This window comes from Rugosibacter aromaticivorans (assembly GCF_000934545.1).
GTDB classification, from domain to species: domain Bacteria; phylum Pseudomonadota; class Gammaproteobacteria; order Burkholderiales; family Rhodocyclaceae; genus Rugosibacter; species Rugosibacter aromaticivorans.
Window position 1 is genome coordinate 587,190 of the sequence record NZ_CP010554.1, and the last position, 24,852, is coordinate 612,041.

General features: G+C 55.3%; 25 protein-coding genes, 1 tRNA gene and 2 pseudogenes. 17 read left to right on the forward strand and 11 right to left on the reverse strand.

The genetic code is table 11. From position 1 onward, the window contains the following. Window positions 1-83: 83 nt before the first annotated feature. Window positions 84-1,253 (forward strand): IS4 family transposase, encoded by a 1,170-nt coding sequence (locus tag PG1C_RS03050; RefSeq protein WP_202634501.1) that lies wholly within the window; start codon window positions 84-86, stop codon window positions 1,251-1,253. A 36-nt stretch (window positions 1,254-1,289) separates the two neighbouring features. Here PG1C_RS03050 and PG1C_RS03055 read toward each other — a convergent pair whose 3' ends face one another. From PG1C_RS03055 to PG1C_RS03065, 3 genes are all read right to left on the reverse strand, one after another. Further along, window positions 1,290-2,264 carry an ABC transporter substrate-binding protein gene (locus PG1C_RS03055; RefSeq protein ID WP_202635960.1) on the reverse strand — a complete coding sequence of 325 codons (975 nt, stop codon included), beginning with the start codon at window positions 2,262-2,264 and terminating at the stop codon, window positions 1,290-1,292. A gap of 25 nt (window positions 2,265-2,289) precedes the next feature. Continuing rightward, on the reverse strand, window positions 2,290-2,802 hold the full coding sequence (locus PG1C_RS03060) for an aromatic-ring-hydroxylating dioxygenase subunit beta (protein ID WP_202635961.1): 513 nt from the start codon (window positions 2,800-2,802) through the stop codon (window positions 2,290-2,292). Window positions 2,803-2,876: 74 nt separating this feature from the next. After that, window positions 2,877-4,220, reverse strand: a complete 1,344-nt coding sequence (locus PG1C_RS03065; protein WP_202635962.1) for an aromatic ring-hydroxylating oxygenase subunit alpha — start codon at window positions 4,218-4,220, stop codon at window positions 2,877-2,879. Window positions 4,221-4,610: 390 nt separating this feature from the next. Between PG1C_RS03065 and PG1C_RS15090 the strand changes: the two are divergent. From PG1C_RS15090 to PG1C_RS03090, 3 genes and pseudogenes are all read left to right on the forward strand, one after another. Beyond that, window positions 4,611-5,463: pseudogene (locus PG1C_RS15090) on the forward strand (IS30 family transposase). Between the two features lie 32 nt (window positions 5,464-5,495). After that, on the forward strand, window positions 5,496-6,443 hold the full coding sequence (locus PG1C_RS03085; protein ID WP_202635965.1) for a LysR family transcriptional regulator: 948 nt from the start codon (window positions 5,496-5,498) through the stop codon (window positions 6,441-6,443). A 58-nt stretch (window positions 6,444-6,501) separates the two neighbouring features. Continuing rightward, a pseudogene (locus PG1C_RS03090) lies at window positions 6,502-6,723 on the forward strand (transposase); the annotation flags it as partial. Between the two features lie 34 nt (window positions 6,724-6,757). Here PG1C_RS03090 and PG1C_RS03095 read toward each other — a convergent pair. The 6 genes from PG1C_RS03095 to PG1C_RS03120 all read right to left on the reverse strand — a co-directional run bounded on the left by PG1C_RS03095 (window position 6,758) and on the right by PG1C_RS03120 (window position 11,383). Next, window positions 6,758-7,938, reverse strand: a protein-coding gene (locus tag PG1C_RS03095; RefSeq protein WP_202635967.1) for an IS3 family transposase whose coding sequence is annotated in 2 segments (ribosomal slippage) — window positions 6,758-7,686 and window positions 7,686-7,938 — 1,182 coding nt in all. Because the reading frame shifts where the segments join, the coding sequence is not laid out codon by codon here. Between the two features lie 29 nt (window positions 7,939-7,967). Further along, complete coding sequence (locus PG1C_RS03100) at window positions 7,968-8,450, reverse strand: hypothetical protein (RefSeq protein ID WP_202635968.1); 483 nt, start codon at window positions 8,448-8,450, stop codon at window positions 7,968-7,970. A gap of 79 nt (window positions 8,451-8,529) precedes the next feature. After that, window positions 8,530-9,282, reverse strand: coding sequence for a DUF3223 domain-containing protein (locus PG1C_RS03105; RefSeq protein WP_202635969.1), 753 nt, complete (start codon window positions 9,280-9,282; stop codon window positions 8,530-8,532). Between the two features lie 32 nt (window positions 9,283-9,314). Further along, window positions 9,315-9,656 carry an addiction module antidote protein gene (locus tag PG1C_RS03110; RefSeq protein ID WP_202635970.1) on the reverse strand — a complete coding sequence of 114 codons (342 nt, stop codon included), beginning with the start codon at window positions 9,654-9,656 and terminating at the stop codon, window positions 9,315-9,317. Beyond that, the gene (locus PG1C_RS03115) at window positions 9,653-9,976 is read right to left on the reverse strand and encodes a type II toxin-antitoxin system RelE/ParE family toxin (protein ID WP_202635971.1); all 324 of its coding nucleotides are present in this window, start codon (window positions 9,974-9,976) and stop codon (window positions 9,653-9,655) included. The genes PG1C_RS03110 and PG1C_RS03115 overlap by 4 nt, the downstream gene beginning before the upstream one ends. A gap of 75 nt (window positions 9,977-10,051) precedes the next feature. Next, complete coding sequence (locus PG1C_RS03120) at window positions 10,052-11,383, reverse strand: tyrosine-type recombinase/integrase (RefSeq protein ID WP_202635972.1); 1,332 nt, start codon at window positions 11,381-11,383, stop codon at window positions 10,052-10,054. 162 nt (window positions 11,384-11,545) lie between these two features. Between PG1C_RS03120 and PG1C_RS03125 the strand changes: the two genes are divergently transcribed. The 10 genes from PG1C_RS03125 (at window position 11,546) to PG1C_RS03165 (ending at window position 18,965) form a co-directional block, all read left to right on the forward strand. Then, a tRNA-Ser gene (locus tag PG1C_RS03125) sits at window positions 11,546-11,615 on the forward strand. Window positions 11,616-11,947: 332 nt separating this feature from the next. Further along, the gene (locus tag PG1C_RS14950) at window positions 11,948-12,340 is read left to right on the forward strand and encodes a sensor histidine kinase (protein ID WP_414629214.1); all 393 of its coding nucleotides are present in this window, start codon (window positions 11,948-11,950) and stop codon (window positions 12,338-12,340) included. Further along, entirely contained in the window at window positions 12,225-12,704 is a 480-nt protein-coding gene (locus PG1C_RS03135) for a response regulator transcription factor (protein ID WP_237218267.1), read from the forward strand. The genes PG1C_RS14950 and PG1C_RS03135 overlap by 116 nt, the downstream gene beginning before the upstream one ends. 190 nt (window positions 12,705-12,894) lie before the next feature. Next, entirely contained in the window at window positions 12,895-13,299 is a 405-nt protein-coding gene (locus tag PG1C_RS03140) for an ATPase domain-containing protein (protein WP_202635975.1), read from the forward strand. Then, the gene (locus PG1C_RS14550) at window positions 13,296-13,766 is read left to right on the forward strand and encodes an ATPase domain-containing protein (RefSeq protein WP_237218268.1); all 471 of its coding nucleotides are present in this window, start codon (window positions 13,296-13,298) and stop codon (window positions 13,764-13,766) included. The genes PG1C_RS03140 and PG1C_RS14550 overlap by 4 nt, the downstream gene beginning before the upstream one ends. Continuing rightward, window positions 13,727-14,155: an ATPase domain-containing protein gene (locus PG1C_RS03145; RefSeq protein ID WP_237218269.1), complete on the forward strand. Its 429-nt coding sequence runs from the start codon at window positions 13,727-13,729 to the stop codon at window positions 14,153-14,155. The genes PG1C_RS14550 and PG1C_RS03145 overlap by 40 nt, the downstream gene beginning before the upstream one ends. Next, on the forward strand, window positions 14,152-17,568 hold the full coding sequence (locus PG1C_RS03150) for a bifunctional diguanylate cyclase/phosphodiesterase (RefSeq protein ID WP_202635977.1): 3,417 nt from the start codon (window positions 14,152-14,154) through the stop codon (window positions 17,566-17,568). Before PG1C_RS03145 ends, PG1C_RS03150 begins: the two co-directional genes overlap by 4 nt. A gap of 280 nt (window positions 17,569-17,848) precedes the next feature. Further along, complete coding sequence (locus PG1C_RS14955; RefSeq protein WP_202635978.1) at window positions 17,849-17,986, forward strand: diguanylate cyclase domain-containing protein; 138 nt, start codon at window positions 17,849-17,851, stop codon at window positions 17,984-17,986. A 60-nt stretch (window positions 17,987-18,046) separates the two neighbouring features. Next, window positions 18,047-18,211 (forward strand): hypothetical protein, encoded by a 165-nt coding sequence (locus tag PG1C_RS03160; RefSeq protein ID WP_202635979.1) that lies wholly within the window; start codon window positions 18,047-18,049, stop codon window positions 18,209-18,211. A gap of 280 nt (window positions 18,212-18,491) precedes the next feature. Continuing rightward, a complete protein-coding gene (locus PG1C_RS03165) occupies window positions 18,492-18,965 on the forward strand; it encodes a DUF1178 family protein (RefSeq protein ID WP_202635980.1) in 474 nt (157 codons plus the stop codon). An 82-nt stretch (window positions 18,966-19,047) separates the two neighbouring features. On the opposite strand, the gene mutS is transcribed toward PG1C_RS03165, so the two are convergent. Beyond that, on the reverse strand, window positions 19,048-21,729 hold the full coding sequence (gene mutS, locus PG1C_RS03170; protein ID WP_237218271.1) for a DNA mismatch repair protein MutS: 2,682 nt from the start codon (window positions 21,727-21,729) through the stop codon (window positions 19,048-19,050). A 19-nt stretch (window positions 21,730-21,748) separates the two neighbouring features. Continuing rightward, complete coding sequence (locus PG1C_RS03175) at window positions 21,749-22,555, reverse strand: inositol monophosphatase family protein (protein WP_202635981.1); 807 nt, start codon at window positions 22,553-22,555, stop codon at window positions 21,749-21,751. Window positions 22,556-22,694: 139 nt separating this feature from the next. Here PG1C_RS03175 and PG1C_RS03180 point away from each other — a divergent pair, with 139 nt between their 5' ends. The 3 genes from PG1C_RS03180 (at window position 22,695) to iscR (ending at window position 24,851) form a co-directional block, all read left to right on the forward strand. Further along, window positions 22,695-23,420, forward strand: a complete 726-nt coding sequence (locus tag PG1C_RS03180; RefSeq protein ID WP_348539360.1) for an RNA methyltransferase — start codon at window positions 22,695-22,697, stop codon at window positions 23,418-23,420. Window positions 23,421-23,456: 36 nt separating this feature from the next. After that, window positions 23,457-24,209: a serine O-acetyltransferase gene (gene cysE, locus PG1C_RS03185; protein ID WP_202635983.1), complete on the forward strand. Its 753-nt coding sequence runs from the start codon at window positions 23,457-23,459 to the stop codon at window positions 24,207-24,209. Window positions 24,210-24,341: 132 nt separating this feature from the next. Further along, on the forward strand, window positions 24,342-24,851 hold the full coding sequence (gene iscR, locus PG1C_RS03190) for a Fe-S cluster assembly transcriptional regulator IscR (RefSeq protein ID WP_202635984.1): 510 nt from the start codon (window positions 24,342-24,344) through the stop codon (window positions 24,849-24,851). Window position 24,852: the final 1 nt, after the last annotated feature.

The following is a 24,852-nucleotide window of genomic DNA, read 5'->3' on the forward strand; positions in this document are numbered from 1 at the left end:
CAAGCGATTCATGGGTGTCCACGATTTGAATTTCATCTTGCGCATTTGCGATCATTCCGGGTTTGGAGAGCTTGGGGTGACGTATGAACGTGGGCAAGACGCTGTTTGCGCAAGTCATGGAGTATGTGCCGTGGAAGACCTTCGGGCGCATCATCGACCGTCATGGCGGCGATGCGGGTGTGCGCACTTTGGGTTGCGCCGACCTGTTTCGCGTGATGGCATTCTCGCAATTGACGTGGCGCGAGTCTTTGCGCGACATCGAGGTCTGCCTGGCATCCAATCAATCCAAGCTGTTTCACATGGGTTTGAGCAGCATACCCGCACGATCGACTCTCTCGGATGCGCTGAATCAGCGGGACTGGCACATTTATCACGCGCTTGCGATGCGCTTGATCGTGCGAGCCAGGAACCTCTACGCCGCAGAACCAACGGGACTGGAACTCGATGCGACGGTCTACGCGCTGGACTCGACCACCATCGACTTGTGTTTGAGCCTGTTCGATTGGGCTCCGTTTCGCAGCACCAAGGCGGCGGTGAAGATGCACACGCTGCTGGACTTGCGCGGGGCGATCCCGGCCTTCATCCACATCAGCGATGGCAAGATGGGCGATGTCAAAGTGCTCGACATCTTGCCCATCGAAGCGGGTGCGTTTTACGTGATGGATCGGGGTTACGTGGACTTCGACCGGCTCTTCAAGATACATCAGGCCGGCGCGTTCTTTGTGACCCGCGCCAAACGCGGCATGGATGCCCATCGGGTTTACTCGACCAAGACCGACCGAAGCACCGGTGTGATCTGCGATCAGGCGATTCGGCTCAACGGGTTTTACGTGTCCAAGGACTACCCAGAGCATTTGCGGCGCATCCGATTCAAAGACCCCGATTCGGGCAAAACGTTGGTGTTTCTGACCAACAACACAACGTTGCCGCCGTTGACCATTGCCGCGCTGTACAAGAGCCGCTGGCAGGTAGAGCTGTTCTTCAAATGGATCAAGCAACACCTGCGCATCAAGCGCTTTCTGGGAACCAGCGAGAACGCGGTGAAGACGCAAATCTGGTGCGCCGTTTCCACCTACGTGCTGATCGCTATCGTCAAGAAAGAGCTCCATCTCAATGCCTCGCTCTACACTTTGTTACAGATATTGTCGGTCTCGATTTTCGAGAAAACCCATATTTCATGCGCCTTGCAGCCAGACACTACTGGAGTCATTGCGCCATTACCCAATAACCAAATGATTCTATTTGATTTTTAACCGGACACTAGTGATCGGAAAAGTGTCGAGAAATATTTAGCCTACCGGCTCGAAGAAATCCGATACCGTTGACGATGGTGAAACAATTCCTTCGGTAACCAGATGTGACAAGATTGCGGTTAGCGCATTTTTGTTTGCATCCAGTCCATATTTTGTCGGGAAAATGCCTAGCTTCTCGAGGAATCCGATATCAAGTCCCATGTGAATACTTTCTTTCCGGCTGCGGGTTTCTTCATCATAGAGCGCTCTCGCCTTCTTGAACGCGGCATAAAGCGCGGCTGGGAGCCCCGGATGCTTTTCGACGACCTTGGTAGTCAATGTTATGACGGTATTGATCGGGAAAATCCCGGTTTGAGCGACCGCAGCTGAAATCTGTGCCTGTGGATCATCAAATAACGGCCCTGTTGTTGCCGTTGCCGGAGCGCCCCCTGATGGAAGCAAAATCGCATCAATCTGCCCTGTTTGAAGATATTCACCGGCATATATCCCTCCCGGTACAATCGTTTCCGATGTTATGTGGGGTAGACGTTCAATCTTGAAATCACTCGGCCGAAGATAGGGGAGGCCATTGAAAAATAGATCATCTTCATCTTCAACCCAGATTATTTGTTTTGGGTCTACTTGGTAGTGTGATTTAAGAATCCAGCGAAACCACACCGCCGGGTTATATCCAAATCCGGCAACCCCTACCCTGCGGCCAACCAAGTCTTTCGGTTCACGGATTCCACTCGCGCGATTAACGGCGACTCCCATTTGAGGGAAAAAGGAACTGGGAAATACGGGTATTGCAGTGAGCGGCTTGCCCATGCTCCGCGCGATAAGGTAATGCGATAGCGCCTGCTCTCCAATGTCGTAGGAAATCTTCGTTACCATGTCGGCGAAATATGGCCAGGGCAGCGAGCCAGTATCAGTAAACTCGATATCGTAACCCTCTACGCGAACTGTTCCATCCAACAAGAACTTGGTGTCATGTCTCCGAGCCACAGGAAAGGTGATTACATTTGAGCCCATTTTTTATCCTTAAGTGAAAGCAGCATCAGAACAGAATAGACAGACTGCGCGGCAGTAAGCGGTGCGCAAAAAGAATCTCGCGGCGTTTAATTAAAAAGCCCTTGGCATGCTCCACGAGCACATCCCGGCGGCTTCCGACAAAGAATGCCTCGGTGGATTCAAGACGCGATTGAAAAACAAGAAAATTAGACCTGACTTCATATGTGCCATCTTGCTTATCAGAAATCAAAATATTTGTGATAAGCCGCCGCACACGGGAGCGCGGCTGTTCCGCGTGGGCAAAGTTAGTTGCCAAGCGTTGCACCCGCTTGGCAAGAACACTTTTGCTTTCTTCGAAGATGCGCAGCCGACCTTCAGAAAATACGTCTTCTTCGGATCGATGGTCCAGTGTTTCGGTTACTGGCGACATATAAACCACGTCTTCCGCCAGCAAGTCGAGCCATTCATCGAGCCTCCCCTCGTCAAGAAAAAGAGCCTCCAAGTACAAAAACTTTTCGATCTTGCGTTCAATGTCTGTAGAAATATTGTCATGTGTCATAGGAGCCACCACTATTCTTGGTTGTGTTTTCTGTATTGCCGCAGGTTGTTGGGCGATGCTGACCGATATGCCTGTCACGGTTTGCGAGGTGTCGGTGTACCCATAAGCTGAGCCCAGTATTCATAAAAATTTCTGTTATTTTGGTCAGTATAAAAATCGCCAACCCTGCCCGGCATCCCCTCTGGGGCGCCGTCGGTTTTGCCGTCGTGGCCGAGTCCCATGCTGTAATCAAACGGCACCCGTTTACTAATCACTCCTGTCGTGGCAGCGGTGATTTGTTCAGTGTTTTCCATATCATCTGCGCCGAATGATCCCGCAACCGTCTGCCCGAAAGTGAAATTCTGTCGGGCGATGTCTTTGATGACTTTCGGTGCGCTACGATCAAACAGCATGTTTTCCCAGATTTCCGACTCAGTGGCGCTACGCGGGTGCCACACCATCATCAGGCCACCAACAAATGAACCAAAATCGTTGAATGACAAATTTGGGAAAATCGTGCCCACGCCAATCGAAAATATTTCCGCCTGCAAGCTCGAAACCCGTTGTTGCAAGACGTTTCTCAACTCTTGAAGATATTCGACAGCCTCTTTGCCGATAGCGTCTGCGATGTATTTATCACCGTGCCAACGGGCACCAGGTTTCGGAATGTCGATTAACCCATGGCCATTCTCAAAGGCCACTGTAAAGTCGCCGAAATCTTCGTTGCGCAGGACTGTACCGGGCTCTTGCGAATAGGCGCCAACCTCTAGTGCTCCCCTATGGGTATAGGGAGCATGATAATTATCCCCGGCAAAATTTTCTGCGCCGAGCTTCCAGTTTCCTGGCACCCTGTAACGCTGCTGACCCGGTATGACTTCCAGCCCGCCCAGCGTTCGCATGGCCATAATATCGAAATACCATTTCACATCGCCAAGATAATTTGCTAACGATTGTGCCTTTTCGTCCCAGCAGGCGAAATAAAACCCTTGATAAGATTCAACACGCGGACATTCAAAAAGCCCTAACTGTTCTCGCGGCAAGTTGCCATGGTACGCCTGTTTAAAGAGTGGGACTGCAGCAAGACAGCCATCGCTGGAAAAAGTCCACCCATGATAGGAACACGAGAACGACTTTGCGTTGCCATGGTCGACTCGACACAAGCGCATTCCTCTATGGCGGCATGAGTTCAGAAATACACGCACAGCTGATGCCTTGTCACGCCAAACGATTACTGGATCAGAGCCAATATAGGTCGTTAGAAAATCTTCTGGGTTCGGGATCTGTGATTCATGCGCAACGAAGACCCAAGTGCGCGTGAATACTCGATCCATTTCGACCTGGTAAATTGATTCATCCGAGAAGATTCGCCGATCAATTGTTCCATGGCCCGGGCGAACATTGGCCAGTATTTCCCCGATCAAATCTTCATGCATACCCATTTGCCATCTCCTCCAATCGAACCCAATGATATTCTGGATTTTTATCTTACGGCTTATGCGATGTTAATAACTTATTTTCAGTAACAAGACAAATTCAAGAGCCACCCGCAACAGTTAATTTTTAGCGACGATCTTAACAATATTTATAGTAAGCAAGGAACAGTTAATTGTAAAACAAATTATATTTCTATACTCTACTTAATTAATCGATACCGATACGCGAGTTCAAATTCGAAGCATTGATGACAGTTCCAGGGGTTGGCTCCGCTGCACTAACAACAAATAAGCGGATTCAACTCTGAAGTGCAACTTTTGTAAGCGAATTTAGGTGGCGAGCTGCGTTAACATCGAGCCACTTAAACGACCAAGTAAAAGGAACACAGATGAAGCATCTATACACAGCTCGACCATGAACAACGATACCAGATTTCTGGGTTACATAAAGCAGGGTGTAACCAAACACAAATTGCAGACGAAATGGGCGTGCACAAATCCACGATTTCACGAGAGTTCAGGTGAAACAAAGGGCGGCGTGGCTGGAGGCCGAAACAAGCTCAATCAATGCGTGATGAGCGCAAGCAAGCTTGCATCAACGGCAAGCAATTCTCACCGCATAAATGGGCCGAAGTTGAAAGATTGACCCGCAAAGACCTCAGCCCGGAACAGGTCGCTAATCGACTTGAGCTGGAAGGAAGCTTGCTGATCAGCCCCGAAACAATTTACCTGCACATCTCTGCGGACAAGCGGAATGGCGGAGACCTGCACCAACATCTACGAAGCCAGAAACCGCGCCGCAAGCGTTATGCAAGCGGGCAAGAACGACGTGGCACGATCAAGAACAGTGTCAGCATTGATGATCGCCCTGACATCGTTGCTCACAAAACACGCATGGGTGACTAGGAAAGCGATACCGTCATCGGCAAGAACCACAAGGGCGGGTTTGGTCACGCTGGCTGACCGTGTGTCTCGTTATGTGTTGGCGGGGCACATACGCAACAAGCATGCCGCTGGTGTCACGGCTGTGACGACGCGCTTGCTGAGCCCCCACAAGAATAAATGCCACACCATCACATTCGACAACGGCAAAGAATTTGCGGAGCATGAACTCATGGAGGTAGACCGACTCAGCCACCGTCCACGCAAAGTGCTTGGATTTAGGACGCCTCATGAGGTATTCTTCTGCGTGGAAGTTCTTTACACCAAGCAACCACTAGTGGTTGCACTTCTAAGGTTGCACTTCTAAATTGGATTCACGATAGATTAAAGGGGAGTTGCATGCACCTTACCCTCCGCCAGTTACAGATTTTTATTGCCATTGGTCAGACCGGTGGCACGACAATGGCAGCGAAAAGCATATCGCTGTCGCAATCAGCAGTCAGCGCAGCACTCAGTGAGCTTGAGAACCTGCTCGATACACAGGTGTTTGATCGTATCGGAAACCGTCTGGTGCTAAACGATAACGGCCGCTTGCTGATGTCGCAGGCGCGCTTGCTCCTTGATGGTGCTCGGAGTATCGAGAGCCAATTTTCAACATCTGGCGAACCTGGTGCATTCTTACTCAAGATAGGAGCCAGTACCACGATCGGTAATTATGTAATACCTGCGCTGATTGCGCGCTTCCGTGAAAGCGTACCCGCCGCGCGTGTCGAAGTTCATATTGGTAACACCAGCGAAATCGCCGCAGAGGTCGCCAACTTCAAAGTCGACATCGGTTTTATTGAAGGCCCTTGTCACGAATCGGAGCTGGATGTAATACCCTGGTTAGTGGATGAACTGGTAATCGTAAGCTCACCGAATCATCCACTCGCTCGGCAAAAACTTTCGCGAAAGATCACATTAAAAAATCTACGGGAAGCCGAATGGCTACTTCGAGAGCCAGGCTCTGGAACACGCGAGATCGTAGAGCAGGTATTGCTGCCATACTTGCACCACCTCAACGAAGGAATGATTTTTGGAAGCGCCGGGGCGATCAAGCGCGCCGTTGCCGAAAACATGGGGCTAAGCTGTCTCTCGCGATGGGTCGTTGCCGATATGCTTGCATCCAAACGCCTTGTCGTTCTACACACGCCACTACCGCAATTGTCTCGAAGGTTTTATCTTATCTGCCATAAAAAGAAATTTTTATCTGCGGGGCTGGAACGATTCATTCACCATTGCCAGTCATCGGCACCGGTAAATGAATCGTTCCAGTACCCTCAAGGCAGATACCGCATTGGCGACTGACGTCTGCCGGAAGAAATAGAGTCCTCTGATTCGTAAAATGGAACGAATGGAGGAAGTGATGGAACGCATACCGCAGGGGAAATACACGCCGGAATTTCGAGCGGAAGCTGTGAAGTTGGTGGAAACTGGGTTGGGCATAACAGCGGCAGCCAAACGGATGTCGGTACCCAAAAGTAGTCTGCATAAATGGGTAAGCGCCCAGAAAGCTGGCAAGTTGGCCGACGTAGACAAAGGGAAGCGCATACCGACGGATCAGGAAATGGAACTCGCTCGATTGAGGTTCCCTCTGTTTTTCGTTCTCCAACCTATCGGCATTATGCCGCCAATTCTTTCTCATGCTGATTGCTGAGCCAGTCGTCCATGAATTTCTTGGGCGAGGCGTAGCCGAGCGTGGAGTGCTTGCGCTTTCGGTTGTAGAACGGTTCGATGTAATCGAACAAATCAGCCTTGGCTTCTTCCTTCGTCCGATAGCGGGTGCCATGCACCCGCTCATTCTTCAAACTGTTGAAGAAGCTCTCGGTCGGCGCATTGTCCCAGTAGTTTCCCTTCCTGCTCATCGAACAGACCATGCCGTATTCCTTCAGCCGCGCCTGAAAGGCATGGCTGGCATACTGGCTTCCTCGGTCCGAGTGGTGCATCAGCCCCGGTTCAGGTTTCCTACGAAACCACGCCATCGTCAGCGCATCCATCACGATGTCCGTCGTCATCCGCGGCTTGATCGACCAGCCCACGACTTCTCTGTTGAACAGATCAATGACGACGGCCAGGTACAGCCAGCCCTCATCCGTCCAGATATAGGTCATGTCTGCTGTCCAAACTTTGTTCGGTGCGGGCGGCGTGAAATCCCGCGCCAACAGATTTTTCGCTACCGGCAGGTTGTGCTTCGAGTCCGTCGTCGCCTTGTAGCGCAGTTTGTGCCGGGCCCGGATGCCGTTCTCCCGCATCAGCCGTTCAACGCGCTGCTTGCTGGCCGGGAATCCACGATCCCGCATTTCGCGCACCATGCGCGGACTGCTGTAACTCCCTTTCAACTCTTTGTCGATGGCTTGAATCAGCGCCAGCATCTGTGTATCCGTCAGCCGCTTGCGCATCGGACTGCCTCCTCGTTTCCATGCTCGGTAGCCACTGATGCTCACTGTCAGCACATCGCACATCAGCGGCAGTGGATAGACCTTGCGTTGGGTGTCGATCCAGGCATACCTCACAGCGCATCTTTCGCGAAGTATGCCGTCGCTTTTTTTAATATCGCGACCTCCATCTTGAGCCGGGCATTCTCGGCCCGGATCCGCGACATTTCCATTTGCTCGGGTGTCACCACCTTGGTGCCTGATCCGGTCAGCTTCCCTGCATCAAACGCATTGACCCAGTTTCGCAATGTCTGCTCGCTTACGCCCAGTTCCTTCGCCACGACGCCGTTGCTTTGCCCATCCTTCACACGCTTAACCGCCAGTTCCTTGAACTCCGTTGTGTATTCCTGCTTCGGTAACTTCTTCATCTCGTCTTTCCCTTCCAAGTTATGCGGGGTTATACCCATTCCCTTGAAGAACGAAATTTCGGGGGAAGCTCAAACACGGCGTGGAAGTAGTTTTCGTCCAAAAGTTCGGCGCGACAGTATTTGAGCACTTCGGCGTGGACGTTGCGGCTTTCCAATGCCGCCTTCAGCCGGCCAGCTCGGGCACGGGCGGCGTCCAGCGTCTTAGCTTTGTCGGCGTGAGCGACCTTGCCATCCTCACGCACGAAAAAACCAGAAAAAGCGAGCACCACGTTCAGTTCATCGCGACGCCAGTTGAACGCGTTCGGGTCGCACGCATAGTTGACTGGGTCCATCGCACGATTGATCAGCATGATCAGGTGATTGCCGAGCTGGTGTTTGTTCTGCGCTTCAGCCAGCGCGTTGAATAAGCGCCTCCACTTGGTCATGCCGGGCGAGGTATCGGCAATCTTGATTTCTTGCAGCAATCGTTCGATCTGCGTTCCAGTCAGCCCGCGCTCGGTGTCGGCGAGCACACGGCAAGCTGCTTCCAAGTGCTGCGAGTTGAAGGGCGTAATGGGTGTCGTCATGTTTGAATGTCTGGCGTCGTGGGCGTCACGACGCGCTTAATTGGAGCGGTCGCTGCACCACAGGTCGGCGCTGACCGGCCGCCATCGACAGATTGGCCTTGCGCTGCACGATGCGAAGGACTGCCAAGTCGTGATGAAACGCCTTGAAGGCTTCGGCGACATCAATGGCCTGGAACACGCTCTGCGTCTGCGCGTCGGCGGGTAGCGTGACGATTCCAGAAGGAATCTCGCGGGTCCAGGCTCGCGCGGCCCGGAATGCGGCAACGATCTGACCGAAGGTCGGCCAGGCATGATCGAGATGGGCATCCTCGAAGCCAATGTGGGTGCTGGTGATCTCGCAGGGCACGCAGCCTTGCTCGTCGCCGTGTTCGTTGAAGAAACAACGGCGCTTGGCTGCTATCAGGTCATCCTGCACGGCCGCGCGGCAGGCATCGTAAAACTCGCGTGAAAGCCCCTTGGGCTGGCCGTTCACCCCGGAGATATAGCTGAAGTCGGTGGTGGTGCCGTCCGTGCGATGGACCCAGAACGATGGCGTCGAATACCCGTTGAAGTTGTTGCGTGTGCGAGTGAAGTGATCGATACCCATACCCGTTTTGCTCGGCCCATCGGTGATCGCCTCGTCGTAGCGTTCGAGCAGCGCCACAAGGTCTTCATGGTCGTTGCGATCCTCGACCACCGCACCATCGGTATGACAGGCCAGCATTGCCTTGAAGTGACTCAGGGCGGCTGCCTTCGTTCTCCAGGTGCGTCCATTGGACAGGGTGATCGCTATCGCCATGCGCGGTTCGGCCTCGGCATCAACCTGGGGGATTACCCATGAACCGGAGTAGGCTCGGCCGGCACAACAGACAGACGCATACCGACAGCGTGAAGCACTGCCAGAAGCGTCTTGAGTGTAGGGTTGCCGCTCGGTGACAGCGCCCGATACAACGCCTCGCGGGTGACGCCTGCTTCTTGCGCCACCGTCGCAAGCCCGCCATAGGCCTCGGCCACATCGCGCAGCGCGAGCAGGCCGACGGCCCGATGATCTGGATTGTCCAGTTCTTCCAGCGCCGATTTCAGGTACTCCACTGCAAAGTAGCGATCAGCACGCAGTTCTGCAATGGTCGCATCGGTATGGGGAACCGAAGCGGCATGTTTGAGTTTGCTCATGTGTTTCTCCGTTTCCAGTCCAGCCAGTATTCCTTGGCCCGTTTGATGTCAGTATCCTGCGTGCGCTTGTCGCCGCCGCAGAGCAGGATGATCAACGTCGCGCCATGTCGCCCCAGATACACGCGATAGCCGGGACCAATGTCTTCGCGCAACTCCAGCACACCTTCGCCCACTGGCTTGATGTCACCGAAGATGCTCATGGACACCCGCCGAAAACGGATTTCCAGCTTGGCCCTGGCCCGCGCATCACGCATTCCGGCGAGCCAGTCGGTCAATGGCACTTCACCATCAGGGCGCTGATACCGGCGCACTTCAATCATGATGCAGCCCCCATTGTAACTTATATTTCACGGGCGTCAAGGCTCGCATAGTCACGGCGAGATGCGTTCGGCCGGTCATGTCACAACAGGCTCGGGTGAGGCACCAGTGGCCCGCTTGCTGCCGGGAGGAATGGCGCGGTTTTTCCCACTGTGGTGGCGGAAGGGCTGATACGGCGGTATCGCCCCGGATGTGCCGACTACAGGTTCGGGAGCGTCGTTCGATGCAGTTGGACGGCCCTCTACAACGGCCTTGCGCCGATTGGCTACCAACTCGGCTGCGGCGCGCACCGGATCATCTTCAGTATGGACATAGCGCATGAACATCGTGACGGTCTTGTGCGCAGTCAGCGCCATGCCGATCTTGACCGGAATGCCGGAGTTGGCAATGTCGGTGGCTGATCGATGGCGGATGCCATGGGTCCCGACCGGAGGCACACCAGCCCGATTAAGGATGCGCCGCCAGGCCTGGTAGTACGTATGCCCGGCCAGTGGCAGTTTGGAGTTGAAAATCGACGGGCAGACATAGGGCGAGTTCTCGTAATGCACAGCACTCGACAGAAGCCGGTAAGCTTCCTCGCTCATAGGTTTGGACATGTCGCCGGTCTTGCTGTCCGGCCAGACCACACGCCTGTTGGGCAGGTCGACCCAGTCCCACTGCAACAGCAGTATTTCCGACATGCGGGCGGCAAACTCGAACTGCAGCCGGATAGCCAGAGTCAGTGTCGGATGCTCCAGGCCTTCGGTATCGACCTTGTCGAGATAGGCGAACAGTTGCCTCATCTGCACATCGGTGATCAGGCGGGTCTTGCCTTTTTCGGGATACTTCGGAACGTGCCTGCAGGGGTTGGAGCCATCGGGCCGATAGCCCCACAGCTCAGCGAGGTTGAACATCTTGCGGATGCAGCCGAGCACGCGGTTGGCTTGTGTGGGTGATTTCTCCAGGTGCTTCATCAGCGCAATCACGTCCATGCGCGTGACTTCAGGGACTTTCTTGCTGCCGAAGGCGGGAATGATCGAGCGATTGATTTGATACTGGTATGAGCGTTGGGTGCTCGGTTTGTTGCGGGTCTTGGAGTAGTCCTCCATGAACCGGGTGCACAGTTCCTTGACAGTCGGTGCCTTGCGCGCTTCCGCCTTCTCGCCGCTCGGATCGCCGCCGTGACGAACTTCGGCCAGCCAGTCTTGCGCGAGTGCGCGAGCCTGTTCGACGGTCAATTCGCCGAACAGCCCGAGCGACGGTTTTCGGCGCTCGCCAGCGTTGGTGCGATACTGCACCATGAAAACTTTGCGGCCTGCCGGGGTGACCTTGCAAAGGAAGCCCGGCACTAAGGTATCGCGTAGTTCAACGTCTGTGGATTGAGGTTGTGCAGCGTCAACAACCGTTTTTGTCAATTTGATCTTAGCCATGTTTGCTCCTGGAAATACCCGATTTCCAGGAGCCAGCTAGGAGCCAAGCGAAAGGGAACCGGGTCGATTTGGGTCGAACACCGGGGTATCATGGGGCTTGATGCTTCTAGAGAAAACCTGCTCAAGAGGGCTGTGTCGTAGCCCGGCGAACCTCGGTGTATTGCCAATTATTTGGCTTAAAATCCCTCGCTGCTAACGCGGCGTGCCGGTTCGATTCCGGCTCCGGGCACCATCAAGTAGTCCAAAACAGGCCGGTAAGTCAGGTAAAATCAGGGCTTCCGGCCTTTTCTTCGACCGTAGTAGTCCAGGCAAGGCTACTGCAATCCGGGGGTAAGATGGGGGTATTGCTGGGGGGGTCTATACACAAGATTTCTTACACCCTCTGAACTTCGCCCGCCAGCACTCGATGAACTCGGGTTGCTTGCAGCCCTTCGCCATCCTGCTCAACGGGTAGCTGTGCGCGAAAATTCCCGGTTCGAAATCGAAGGTACGGAGCCGAAACCGCGATTGACACCCGACACTGAAATTACTTTATTCCACATCGCGCAAGAGGCGATGGTCAACATGATCAAGCATGCTCAAGCTACCCATATTACTCTCGGTTTGTATCCTGATGCCGGGCGTGTGATATTTACTATCACAGACAATGGCATAGGCTTCGAGACTGGTGCCCGGCATGCTACTCAGGGTGGGGTTGGCTTGACGACCATGCAGGAGCGTGCGATAGCAATTCGGGCGACGCTTACTATCCGCTCATCGCCTGGAGACGGTACTCAGGTCACCGTTGTAGTATCGGAACACGCTATTGTTCAACCATTCTCCTGGCGCGCTGAGTGCCGCAATGAAAATAACGGTACTTCTGGCAGACGACCATACGTTTATGCGCGAGGGTTTGACGCATCTGCTCGAAATCAACGCCCAAATAAAAGTGATCGGTACTGCAAATCATCGGCGTGAAGCCGTGAGGCAGGTGCTGCAACTGCGTCCAAATATGGCCATGCTGGATATCCGCATGGCCGATATGAACGGCGTCGAGGCCGCCCGCCAAATCAGTGAATGCGCGCCGCAGGTCCCGTATGCTGATTCTATCCATGCACTCCACGGCGCGGTATGTCTTCCACGCGTTAGAAGCTGGCGTACACAGTTACATTCTGAAAGAGTCCGCGGCTCAAGAGGTCGTCCGCGCGGTGCAGGTCGTGGCTTCCAACAAGCGCTATCCAGTAAGCGCCTATCGCAGATTACCGACGGTGCATCGCATTTCAGCCTTGCCACTAACGTACATCAAACAGGGGCTTTCGGCAATCGCGTAGGTTCAAATTGATATTTCCCCACGCGACGTCTCTGAATTGTCTGACAGACGCGATGGTTGCGCACGATGACATTGCAACCTGTGCGTGTTATAAAAAAACAAACGACGAGTGACTCTTTTGTAGAGCAAGCAATGATTTTGAGGCCGCCGAGCGTTTCCCTCCGATAGAATCCAGCGAATTCATCAACTTTGGAAAATAGCTATGACCACCCATCCAGCTAAAGCAAAACGCATCAGCACCGGCATCACTGGATGCGACGACATCCAGTGCGGCGTGCTGATATCCGGCCGTAGTTATCTGCTGAGGGATCCGGCGGATTCGGGCAAGACCGCTTTCTCGCTGCAGTGGTTGCGTGATGGCGTGGCCCGGGGGGAGAAATGCATGTACATCACCCTGGCCGAGCCCGGCGCCAAAATCCGGCGCAACGTCGCTGGATTTGGCTGGGCGCTGGATGGCATCGGCATCATGGATATTGCGCTATCAATGGAAGGGCGGGAGGATGAGTCGGTGGAATATCGCGTGCCCTCTCCGGCGAGGTTGAGCAAGCGTCGCCCTGGAATGCTATTCACCAGGCCGTCAAAACCGAGCGACCGGACCATCCGGTGATTGATTCGACGACGCAACTGCGGCACCTCGCCACTGACGACATCCAGTTTCGCAAGAACGCCCTTGGGCTGGTTAACTTTCTCAACAGCACCGGCTGCACCACCTTGCTCGCTTACGAACCCAATGAACCGGCATACGACATGTCCGTGGGGTTGGCGGTCGACCGCGGGCTGGAGTCGGGGACCACAACCTTGCTCAGCGGACCGGCCGGCACCGGCAAGACCACGCTGGGTATGCAATTTCTGGTGCATATGGCGATAGCGACACAGAAGTGCACCGCGCTGTTCAGTTTCGAAGAGTCGCCGAGTTTCATAGCAACTCGCAGTCACAGCATTGGCATGCCGATCGATGCTGTGCTGGCGTCAGACAGGTTGAGGATCGTCCGCGTGAATCCGCTCGAACCCTATCCCGACGAGTTTCTGTCCTGGTGCGCAAATCGGTCGAAGAGGAGGATGGCAGCATGGTGATGGTGGACAGCCTGCGCGGCTACCATCTGGCCATGGAAGAGTTCGGCAAGTCCCAGGTGCATATCCACAATCTGGTGAATTATCTGACCCGCACGGAAGTGACGACCCTGTTCGTCAACGAGACGGAACATCTATTCACCACCAGCCTGAGGGCCACCAATATTGGGGTCAGCCATCCGGTTGACAACATTGTGATGCTGCGCTATGCCGAGCAACATGCCAAGCTGGTCAAGCTCTTCACCTGCCTCAAGAAGCGTGCCGGCGACTTTGAGTACGCGTCTCGTGAAATGAAATTCATCGCCTCGGGAATAAAAATTGGCGAAAAGCTGCAGCATCTGCGTGGCATTCTGAGCGGCTCGCCCCAATTCGACGAGAGGCGGGCACCTTGATTCGTGATCTCGCAATAGCCAGTGTTGGTTTGCTGCTTGCTGATCCGGCTGATCGGCGCCTGGTCACCGAATTCCTGTCGCAGATAGAGTTCAATGTACTTGTCATTGGGGAGCCAGATACTGATCCGGACCTGGAATCTGCCTCTGTGGTTATTGTTGATGAAGCGGCGGCACGGCGTCATGGCGAGTCATTATTCAGCCTGAAAAAGCGAATGCACCCGCTTTACCTTCCGCTGCTGCTGATGTTGCCGGAGAGTGCCTCCACAAAGGCATGGTTGCGCGCCGGATTCGACGATGTGCTGCGCATGCCGTTGCCCAGGGACGAATTGGGCGCTCGCCTGGAAGTTTTTCTGCGGTTGCGCCGGCACTCAGAAGAAGCGCTAATCCAGAGTGAATACCGTTTCAATACCACTTTTGACCTGGCCCCCGTCGGGATCGTACATACCTCACCAGAGGGGCGTTTCCTTCGTGCCAATCGCAAGTTCTGCGACATGCTTGAGTATCATGAGGATGATCTGACCAAGCGGTCCATTGCGGACGTGACCCATTTTGCCGATATGAACCAGCACGCAGAAACATGCAATGTGCTTTGGAACAAACCCGGCGGTGCAATCCGTGTCTTTGAAAAACGCTACCTGCACAAGGATGGGTCTGCAATCTGGGCGAATGTCAATGTATCCCTTGTAAGAGACAAACAAGGGGATCCCAAGCACTTCATCGCGGTCGTTGAGGATATCTCCGAACGCAAGCAGATGGAGGAGACGCTGCGTGAGTCGGAGCGTTTCGCACGCTCCACCATCGACGCGCTATTCACGCATATATGCGTGGTGGACGAAACGGGAACGATCATCGCCGTGAACCAGGCCTGGCGCGATTTTGCCGAGTCTAACGGGATGCTTTCGTCCGATGTGTCTGAAGGCGCTAACTATCTTGCCGTCTGCGACGCAGCTGGGAATGACTCGTCGCCGGAGGCCACTGCCATCGCTGCCGGCATCCGCGATTTGCTGGAGGGCAAACGGAGTGAATTCTCGCTTGAGTACGCTTGTCACTCTCCAACGGAACAGCGCTGGTTTATTGCAAGAGGGACGCGATTCCCGGGCGAAGGGCCAACTCGTGTTGTCATCAGCCATGTGGACACCACCGAACGAAACCGAACAGAGATGGCACTGCGGGAGAGCGAGGCAGAATTCCGCACCCTGGCCGAAGCGATGCCGCAAATGGTCTGGATTACGCGAGCAGATGGTTGGAAAATTTATTTCAACCAACAGTGGATGGATTACACCGGCCTTACCCTTGCGGAAAGTCTGGGCCACGGGTGGAACAAGCCATTCCATCCGGACGACCAGCAGCGGGCATTGGACGCCTGGCAGCAAGCGATGGCGACGGGCCACACTTATTCACTCGAAAGCCGCTTGCGTCGTGCGGACGGGGTTTACCGCTGGTGGTTGATCAGGGGCGCACCCCTGAAAGATGCCACCGGCAACATCGTCAAATGGTTCGGTACCTGCACCGATGTTCATGACATGAAGTTAGCCGAGCTGGAACTCTCCCACACAAACCAGGTACTGCGCAAAAGCGAGATTCGAATCAAGTACATGAACCGCATCTATGCCATGCTGAGAGGGATCAATTCGCTGATCGTGTGTGAGCATGACCGCGAAATACTTTTCAAAGAAGCATGCCGCATCGCGGTAGATGTGGGGGAGTATCGTATGGCCATGATCTTCATCGTGGATCGAAGCACGATGAAGATCGTTCCAGGAGCATCCATGGGTAAGGATGATGAGCTCCTGACCAGCATCAATCACCTGCTGTCATCGAGTAAGGCTGCTTCCAATACCATGGTCGCGCGCGCGATTAGGGAGAAAAAGGCTGTCGTATCCAACGATTCGCAAAGTGACCACCAGGTTTTACTTGGCAGGAAATATGCTGAGTTCGGCGTCCGTTCGATGGCAGTTATGCCGATGATTGTTGCGGATGAAGCGATAGGCGTTCTAGCGCTTTACGCCAGCGAGATTGAACACTTCCGTGACGATGAGATGAAACTGTTGACCGAATTGACAGGCGACATCGCGTTCGGGATCGATCACATCGACAAGCAGGAGCGGCTCGATTACCTCGCCTACTACGATGTCCTCACAGGAATCGCAAACCGCAGTTTATTTCTCGAACGAATGACGCAGTACATGCATAGCGCTGACAGCAGCGGGAACAAGCTGGCCTTGTTCCTGATCGATCTGGAGCGGTTCAAGAACGTCAACGATAGCCTGGGCCGGACGGCCGGCGACGGACTTTTACGGCAGGTGGCAGAGTGGTTGACGTGCAACGCGGGGGACACCAACCTGGTGGCACGGGTGGGGGCGGACCAATTTGCCATGCTTTTGCCGGAAGTCCGGCAGGAAGACAACATGACGCGGCTTCTTGAAAGCACGATGGAAACGTTCCAGAACCATCAGTTCCACCTGAACGACGGGGTGTTCCAGGTCGCCGCCAAAGTCGGCGTGGCACTTTTCCCGGATCACGGTGGCGACGCGGACGCTTTGTTCAGAAACGCCGAGGCCGCGCTCAAGAAGGCCAAGGCACGCGGCGATCGATACCTGTTTTACACAGACCAGATGATGGCAACCGTATCCATCCGGCTCACCCTGGAAAATCAGCTGCGACAGGCGCTCGACAAGGGAGAGTTCGTGCTCCACTATCAGCCCAAGGTAAACCTCCTCACCGGCAAAGTCAGCGGGGCAGAGGCGCTGATCCGCTGGAATGACCCGCGTACGGGCCTCGTGCCGCCAGGCCATTTCATTCCTATCCTCGAAGAGACCGGCCTCATCTATGAAGTCGGGCGCTGGGCACTGCGCCAGGCCATAGACGATTACCTGCGCTGGCGCGCCGCCGGCCGGATGGTCGTGCCCATCGCGGTGAACGTGTCGCCTTTACAACTGCGCCATCACGGCTTTATCGCCGAGATCGAACAGGTGATCAGTATTGCTCCGCAGGCGGCGGCCGGACTGGAACTGGAGATCACTGAAAGCCTGATCATGGAGGACGTCAAGCACAGTATCGGCAATCTGCAGGCAATCCGCGCCATGGGCGTCAGCATTGCCATCGACGATTTTGGTACCGGCTTCTCCTCGCTCAGTTACTTGGCCAAACTACCTGTGGATTCGCTGAAGATCGACCGTTCGTTCATAATTGACATGACTGCCGCACCGGAAGGATTGGCGCTGGTTTCCACGATCATCAGTTTGGCTCATGCACTAAAGCTCAAGGTAGTGGCGGAAGGTGTCGAAACCGAGGAGCAATCGCGTTTGCTCCGGTTGTTAAACTGCGACCAAATGCAGGGCTTTTTGTTCAGCAAGCCGGTGCCAAGCGAGGTCTTTGAATTGAAATACCTGGCCCCGCCGCCCGGCGCGTGATAAATAGCGATTAGGGTGCAGAGCGCGAATTCGACTGGAGGCCCAATGGTTGAACACAATAAAAACACCATCGACCGCCCAGGCAAACTGCTGGTGGTGATCAAAAATCAAACGGAGATTTCAAAACGGGGTCTTGATCCGGGTGGCATCATTACTCTGGCTGCCGAACGCGCCCGAGCGCTCACCGAATCGAATGGCACGGTGGTCGAGTTGATTGAAGGAGAAGGCATGGTCTATGGCGGTGCGGCCGTGAGCGCCACGACACAAATTTTATATCGACATGGACGGGTTGAAGACGATCAACGACCAGCATGGGCATCAAGCTGGCGACGTGGCGCTGAAAGCGCTTGCGCAGCGCGTGAAGGACGAAACCCGTGATTCTGATACGGTGGACTTGGTGGTGACGAGTTTGCCGTGACTCTCCATCGGGTTCAGGGTCGCGCGGGCGGCGAGCTCTCCAGCCAGAGGATGAGATCAAATGCATCAGCAAGCCCTTTGGGTTCAGACAACACGCCATGAAGCTCAGCGCGAGTATCGGATTGGCAGTGTTCCTGAAGATGGAATAGATCCGGCAACGCTCATCGAGAAGGCGGATCAGGCGATGTATGCAGTGAAGCGCAGCAGATTGACTACGACGGGCTAACCCAGCGTGAATGTCGCTTCGCAGCGTGGCTCGATGCTGTTGGTGGCTTACTGCACGACTCACTAAGGAAGGTGGCATAGAAACAAAACCAGACCCGCTACGGCGGGTTTTTTGTTGCCCGTTAGCTATGGCTAACCGTATAATAAAAGGCTCCCCCCGACTAGCGCAGCCCTCGAAAATTGGGGGTATTAATGGGGGTATTGTTTTTATTTTTCCAAAAAAATTCAGTATTAAACAATATCTATCTAGGTTTTTTCGATTCCGGCTCCGGCACCACTCTATGATTGTTCTGAATCTGTTGTGTGATAACGGGCATCGTTTTGAGGGCTGGTTTGCTTCAAGCGAAGCCTTTCGTGATCAGCAGGCACGCCAGCTGGTGCAATGTACTTATTGCCAAACGACCGCCATCACCCAACTGCCCTCCGGTCCGCATATCCGGCGGGGTGTGGCAGCGACTACCCCGGATCGTGACACCACCGATACTGCCGATACCGCCGCAGCACCAGCTGCGCAACCGTTGCCTGCGATGCAACCGGAAGCAGCACAAAACCTCTTTCAGGCATTGGCGGTAATGGCACGCCAGGCCGAAAATGTGGGTGATCGCCTGCCGGAAGAGGCACGGCGCATTCATTACAAGGAAGCACCCGCGCGCAACATTCGCGGTGTGGCAACGCCGGAAGAAACGCATGCGCTGCTTGACGAGGGGATCTTAGTGCTGCCAGCGCCTGTACCGCCGGAGAGTGAGACACACTGAGGTTGTTGCTGACGTGGCGTCAGCAGTTGCAAGACCAAACGTAGAAGCAAGCGTAAAATCAAAGAAAAAATATTTTCCTGGATCAGGATTTCGCCAGCTTGGTTAGCGCATAGATTTTTTCCAGCGCTTCGCGCGGCGTGAGTTCATCTGGATTCAGGTCGCGCAGCGCGTCCAGCGCCGGGTGAGGCGGTTCGTCCAAAAGCGGATTCAAAGGTGGCGGTGGCGCGCTGGCGAAAAGATCAGGTTGCATCAGCGTGCCGACTTCCCGGTTTTCCATCAGCGTCAAACGCCGCCGCGCTTCGCGCACTACTGCGGGAGGCATGCCGGCCAGCGCAGCCACTTGTACGCCATAGCTTTGCGAGGCCGGGCCCTCCTTTACCGCGTGCAAAAAGATAATCTTGTGAGCATGTTCCACGGCGTCGAGATGCACATTGCAACAGGCGGGATAATCCTGCGCCAGATGGGTGAGTTCGAAGTAGTGGGTCGAGAACAGCGTGTAGGAATGGTTCTTTTCGATCAGGTAGCGGGCGATGGCGAAGGCCAGCGCAACGCCGTCGAAGGTTGAGGTGCCGCGTCCGATCTCATCCATCAGCACCAGCGATTTGTCGGTTGCCTCATGCAGAATCGCGGCGGCTTCGGTCATTTCAACCATGAAGGTAGAGCGTCCGGAAGCCAGATCGTCGGACGCGCCGATGCGCGTGTAGATTGCATCCATCGGCCCGATGCGGCAGCGGGTGGCCGGCACGAAACTGCCGCAGTGGGCGAGCAGAGCAATCAGCGCGACTTGTCTCATGTAGGTGGATTTGCCGCCCATGTTGGGGCCGGTAATCAGCAGCATGCGTCGCGTGGATGAAAAGTTCAGATTGTTGGCAATGAAGTTTCCTCCGCTGCCACTCACCTGGCGTTCCACGACGGGATGGCGACCACCTTCGATGTCGATCATCGCCGCATCACAAAATTCGGGCTGCCGGTAGTCGTAGCGTACGGCGGCAGTGGCGAAGGCGGTGAGGCCATCCAGCTCGGCGAGGGCGCGGGCGATGCGTTGCAGGGCGGGAATGTGCACGGCCAGCGCAGTAACCAGTTCGTCCCACAGCGTGCGTTCCAGTGCTAGTGCACGTTCCTGTGCCGAGAGCGCTTTGTCTTCGAAAGTTTTGAGTTCGGGCGTGATGTAGCGCTCGGCATTTTTCAGCGTCTGGCGACGGCGGTAATCGTCGGGGATGCGTCCGCTATGGGCACTCGCATGGGTGACTTCAATGTAGAAGCCATGCACTTTGTTGAACTCCACCTTGAGCGTGGTAATGCCCGTGCGCTGGCGTTCGCGTGATTCGAGTGCGAGGAGAAACGCGCCGCAGTTGTCTTGTATGTTGCGTAGCTCGTCCAGCTCAGTGTCATAGCCTGATGCGATGACGCCGCCATCGCGCAAAAAGGTAGCGGGTTCAGTGGCGATGGCTTGCGTGAGCAGGGCGAGGCAGGCGTGCGGTGTGGCCAGCGCGGCGGTTAATTCGGCGAGACGTGAGAGCGTGTTTGGGAATGCGTTTTTCTCATGGGCCGCCGTGTCCTCAGCGCCGACTTTTTGCGACAGCAGATCGCGAATGGCATCCAGTCGTGAGAGGCTGTCGCGCAACGCGGATAAATCGCGTGGCCGCACGTTTTTCAGTGCGATGCGCGCGGTGATGCGCTCGATGTCTGCAAATCCGGTGAGTGCTTTGTTGAGCAGTGCGTAAGGCCCCTCACCAGTTGCGCCCATCAGCGCGGCAACGGACTCATGGCGGGCTTGAGGAATGGCACGGTCAGTAGCGGGATGATGCAGGTTGTGGCGCAACCAGCGCGAGCCCATGCTGGTGGCGCAGGTGTCGAGCAGCGAGAGCAGCGTGGGTGAGGTTTCGCCACGCAGTGTTTCGGAGATTTCAAGATTGCGTCGGGTGGCGGCATCCAGCCGCAAATACGCGCTTTCCCGCTCCACGGTGAGGCCAGTGATATGTGCCAGCGCCTGCATCTGCGTGGCTTGCGCATAACGATACAACGCCCCCGCCGCTGCCAGCGCCAGTGCTTCATCGGCCAGACCAAAGCCTGCCAGGTCGCGCGTGCCGAAGTGTTCGGTCAGCGCATGCTTGGCCGCTTGCGCATCGAAGTGCCAGTCGGGTAAATATTGAATGACGGCGCCATTGTCTGCTGTGATGTTGGCGTTGTTGCTTGCATCGTTGCGTATCTCATCTGGTAACAAAAGTTCTGCCGGACGCAGGCGCTCGAGATGTGCGGGCAGCGTATCGCGCGAAGTTTCCATCAGCCGCAAATCGCCATTCGACAGATTCAGCCAGGCCAGACCCGCGCGCTGGCGGTCGATGATCAGCGCGACCAGCAGGCTATCGCGCTTGTCGTCAAGCAGCCCGGCATCGGTCAGCGTGCCGGGGGTGACGACGCGCATCACGGTACGCTCCATCGGGCCTTTGGCGAGCGCTGGGTCGCCAATCTGCTCACAGATAGCAATCGAGACGCCAAGCTTTATCAGTCGCGCGAGATAACCATCGACTGCATGGTAGGGAATGCCTGCCATTGGAATGGGTTTGCCCGCTGATTGGCCGCGCGTGGTTAGCGTCAGATCAAGCAGGCGCGACGCGTGCTCGGCGTCTTCATAAAACAGCTCGTAAAAATCGCCCATGCGGAAAAACAGCAGCTTGTCAGCGTGCTCCGCCTTGTGGCGGAACCACTGCTGCATGACCGGGGTATGCGCCGTTAGATCAGGGTTCGAAGGCGTCGTGGCCATACCGCACTCATTGTCAGGATCAGGCGCGCAAAGCAGGTGTCAGGTGGGGTGTGATCACTTGCAGGAGCTGGCTGAAAATCTTCGGGTTGCCGCCAATGATATTGCCGGTCTGGATGAAGTTTGATTCACCCGACAGGTCGCCAACCAGACCTCCGGCTTCGGTAATCAGCAGGCTGCCGGCAGCCATGTCCCAGGGAGAGAGACCCAGTTCCCAGAAGCCATCCATGCGGCCGCAGGCGACCCAGGCGAGGTCGAGCGAGGCGGCGCCGGGGCGGCGCATGCCGGCAGTTTTTTGGGCGAGTTCGCGGAAGATGGCGAGATAGGTGTCGATATGATCGAACATGCGGTAGGGGAAGCCGGTGCCAATCAACGTTTCATCCAGCCGGGTGCGCTTGGCGACGCGTATGCGTTTGCCATTGACGAAGGCGCCACCACCTTTGCTGGCGGTAAAAATTTCGTTGCGATTGGCGTCATACACCACGGCTTGCTGCATCACGCCTTGTTTTGCCAGGCCAATTGAAATGGCATATTGTGGCACGCCATGGATGAAGTTGGTGGTGCCATCGAGCGGATCAATGATCCATTGAAACTCGGCGGCGGCATCGGTGCCAGCCAGGCCGGACTCCTCTGCTAGAATTCCATACGTTGGATAGGCCTCGCGCAAGACAGCAATGATGGCCGCTTCGGCCGCTCGATCAACCTCGGTGACGTAATCGCTTTGTTGCTTGACCCCGACATTGAGCGAGTCGATATCGAGACTGGCGCGGTTGATGATCTGACCGGCGCGTCGCGCGGCCTTGACGGCGATGTTGAGCGTGGGATGCATGGAATTTTTATAAGAGAGCAGGCGCTATGCGCGCGAAGGGCGTCATTCTAATATGAACCTACAAATGATTCACTTGGCTGACTGGATTTTTGCCACGACGCAGGTTGAAGTGTTGCGCTAGATGGTATCGCCTTTGACAGTGTTGCCGGCTTTGGATCAGATTCGGGTTGTGTTGTCGCACACCAGCCACCCAGGCAATATTGGGGCTGCGGCGCGGGCAATGAAAACCATGGGGCTTACTCGGCTGGTACTGGTTAACCCTAAAATATTCCCTGATGCGCAAGCAGAAGCTATGGCGGCTGGGGCAACGGATGTGCTGGCAGCAGCTCAGGTGGTGACGTCTTTATCTGAAGCGCTTGCGGGGACGATACTGGCTGTCGCCATGAGTGCGCGACGACGTGAATTGGCTGTGCCCCCCGTGTGGGCGCGTGAAGCGGCTGCCGAACTGGTGACAGCCGCAACGACAGGTGAGGTAGCGTTGGTGTTTGGTAATGAAACGGCCGGGTTGTCGAACGAAGAGTTACTCCAATGCCGCCGTTGGGCGATGATTCCGGTGAATCCGGCGTTTAGCTCGTTGAATGTCGCTGCGGCCGTGCAGGTCATGTGTTACGAACTAAGGCTGGCTGGCGAAGTGACGGGGTTGCCGCCCGAGGTGTCGGGTGCGGGGTTGCCAGCGAATCACGAAGAGGTGGAACACCTGGTGGCGCATATCGAGCGGGCAGCCATTGCTAGCGGATTTCTTGACCCGGCTACGCCTAAGCGGCTTATTCTGCGCATGCGACGTCTGTTTTCTCGGGCGGTGATTGAAAAAGAAGAAGTGAATATATTGCGTGGATTGCTCACGGCATTTGAGAAGAAGCCATAGGCACAAACGCTGTACTTTAATAAGGAATGACATACTATGCTGGCTCATTTGCGTGAAGATATCGCCTGTGTTTTTGAACGCGATCCTGCCGCTCGCTCGACATGGGAAGTGCTGACCTGCTACCCGGGTTTGCACGCGCTCACACTGCACCGCGTGGCGCACTGGCTGTGGCAGGTGCGTTTTCGCTGGTTGGCGCGCTTCTTGGCGCATCTGGTGCGCTGGGCAACCGGTATCGAGATTCACCCTGGGGCAACCATAGGCCGCCGTGTGTTTATTGATCATGGCATGGGCGTGGTGATTGGTGAAACGGCCGTGATTAGCGATGACTGCACGCTGTATCACGGCGTCACTCTTGGGGGAACTTCATGGAGCAAGGGCAAGCGCCATCCCACGTTGTTGCGCGGCGTAGTGATCGGTGCCGGGGCAAAAGTGCTCGGGCCGATTACGCTGGGCGAAGGCGCGAAAGTGGGTTCCAATGCCGTGGTGGTGCGTGATGTGCCGCCAGGGGCAACGGCGGTTGGTATTCCGGCGCGAATCGTAGATGCCGGGCGCGACTCTGTGCGCGAAGAGCAGGCAGAGAAAATGGGGTTTTCTGCCTACGCCATTACTAAAAATGAAGATGATCCCTTGGCTAAAGCAATTCATGGCCTCCTTGATCATGCCGTTGAGACAGATCGTCGGCTGGCTTGCCTGTTGAAGGCGGTTGAACGATCTGGCGTTTCTCTGGAAGACGATATGGCAACGGCAGACAAGTTCGACCCTAACTATCTGTCTAAAATAGTTGACTAAATCTATCGGGATAGCCTATAGTCGACTTAAATAGTCGGGTATTTCTGCTTGGCTGGTTTTGTTGTATTCGCTGTATTCGTTACATCAGGTGGGTTGAAGCGGCTTGTTTCACCTCCATGAAAGGGACATCAGATGAGACTGACAACCAAAGGACGTTTTGCCGTTACCGCAATGATCGATCTGGCCATGCGCCAGCACGAGGGCCCGGTAACGCTAGCGGGCATCAGCGAGCGGCAGCGCATTTCTTTGTCGTACCTTGAACAGTTGTTCGGCAAGTTACGCCGCTCTCAATTGGTGTCTAGCGTGCGTGGTCCTGGCGGTGGTTATCGGTTGACTAAAGCGCTTGGCGATATTTCTGTGGCAGAAATCATTCATGCGGTCGATGAGTCTCTGGATGCTACGCAGTGCGGTGGCAAGCGCGATTGCTCTGAAGACCGGCGTGTTTGCATGACGCACGATTTATGGACAAATCTGAATAAAAGAATGTTCGACTACCTTGATTCGGTGAATCTGGCTGAGCTTGTCGCTCAGCAGCACGCCGCCCCTGCTGTATTGCATGACGAGCGGGTGGCGCAACGTAAGCCAGGTGCGACACAGAGTACAAAAAAGGAACCAACGCAAGGTGCTGTTGCCAGCGTATAAG

What these genes read in the sequence shown, in the direction of transcription:
- PG1C_RS03050 (WP_202634501.1), top strand. Translation starts at nt 84, where the DNA reads ATGAACGTGGGCAAGACGCTGTTTGCGCAAGTCATGGAGTATGTGCCG.
- PG1C_RS03055 (WP_202635960.1), bottom strand. Translation starts at nt 2,264, where the DNA reads ATGGGCTCAAATGTAATCACCTTTCCTGTGGCTCGGAGACATGACACC.
- PG1C_RS03060 (WP_202635961.1), bottom strand. Translation starts at nt 2,802, where the DNA reads ATGACACATGACAATATTTCTACAGACATTGAACGCAAGATCGAAAAG.
- PG1C_RS03065 (WP_202635962.1), bottom strand. Translation starts at nt 4,220, where the DNA reads ATGGGTATGCATGAAGATTTGATCGGGGAAATACTGGCCAATGTTCGC.
- PG1C_RS03085 (WP_202635965.1), top strand. Translation starts at nt 5,496, where the DNA reads ATGCACCTTACCCTCCGCCAGTTACAGATTTTTATTGCCATTGGTCAG.
- PG1C_RS03105 (WP_202635969.1), bottom strand. Translation starts at nt 9,282, where the DNA reads ATGGCGATAGCGATCACCCTGTCCAATGGACGCACCTGGAGAACGAAG.
- PG1C_RS03110 (WP_202635970.1), bottom strand. Translation starts at nt 9,656, where the DNA reads ATGAGCAAACTCAAACATGCCGCTTCGGTTCCCCATACCGATGCGACC.
- PG1C_RS03115 (WP_202635971.1), bottom strand. Translation starts at nt 9,976, where the DNA reads ATGATTGAAGTGCGCCGGTATCAGCGCCCTGATGGTGAAGTGCCATTG.
- PG1C_RS03120 (WP_202635972.1), bottom strand. Translation starts at nt 11,383, where the DNA reads ATGGCTAAGATCAAATTGACAAAAACGGTTGTTGACGCTGCACAACCT.
- PG1C_RS14950 (WP_414629214.1), top strand. Translation starts at nt 11,948, where the DNA reads ATGATCAAGCATGCTCAAGCTACCCATATTACTCTCGGTTTGTATCCT.
- PG1C_RS03135 (WP_237218267.1), top strand. Translation starts at nt 12,225, where the DNA reads ATGAAAATAACGGTACTTCTGGCAGACGACCATACGTTTATGCGCGAG.
- PG1C_RS03140 (WP_202635975.1), top strand. Translation starts at nt 12,895, where the DNA reads ATGACCACCCATCCAGCTAAAGCAAAACGCATCAGCACCGGCATCACT.
- PG1C_RS14955 (WP_202635978.1), top strand. Translation starts at nt 17,849, where the DNA reads ATGGACGGGTTGAAGACGATCAACGACCAGCATGGGCATCAAGCTGGC.
- PG1C_RS03160 (WP_202635979.1), top strand. Translation starts at nt 18,047, where the DNA reads ATGCATCAGCAAGCCCTTTGGGTTCAGACAACACGCCATGAAGCTCAG.
- PG1C_RS03165 (WP_202635980.1), top strand. Translation starts at nt 18,492, where the DNA reads ATGATTGTTCTGAATCTGTTGTGTGATAACGGGCATCGTTTTGAGGGC.
- mutS (WP_237218271.1), bottom strand. Translation starts at nt 21,729, where the DNA reads ATGGCCACGACGCCTTCGAACCCTGATCTAACGGCGCATACCCCGGTC.
- PG1C_RS03175 (WP_202635981.1), bottom strand. Translation starts at nt 22,555, where the DNA reads ATGCATCCCACGCTCAACATCGCCGTCAAGGCCGCGCGACGCGCCGGT.
- cysE (WP_202635983.1), top strand. Translation starts at nt 23,457, where the DNA reads ATGCTGGCTCATTTGCGTGAAGATATCGCCTGTGTTTTTGAACGCGAT.
- iscR (WP_202635984.1), top strand. Translation starts at nt 24,342, where the DNA reads ATGAGACTGACAACCAAAGGACGTTTTGCCGTTACCGCAATGATCGAT.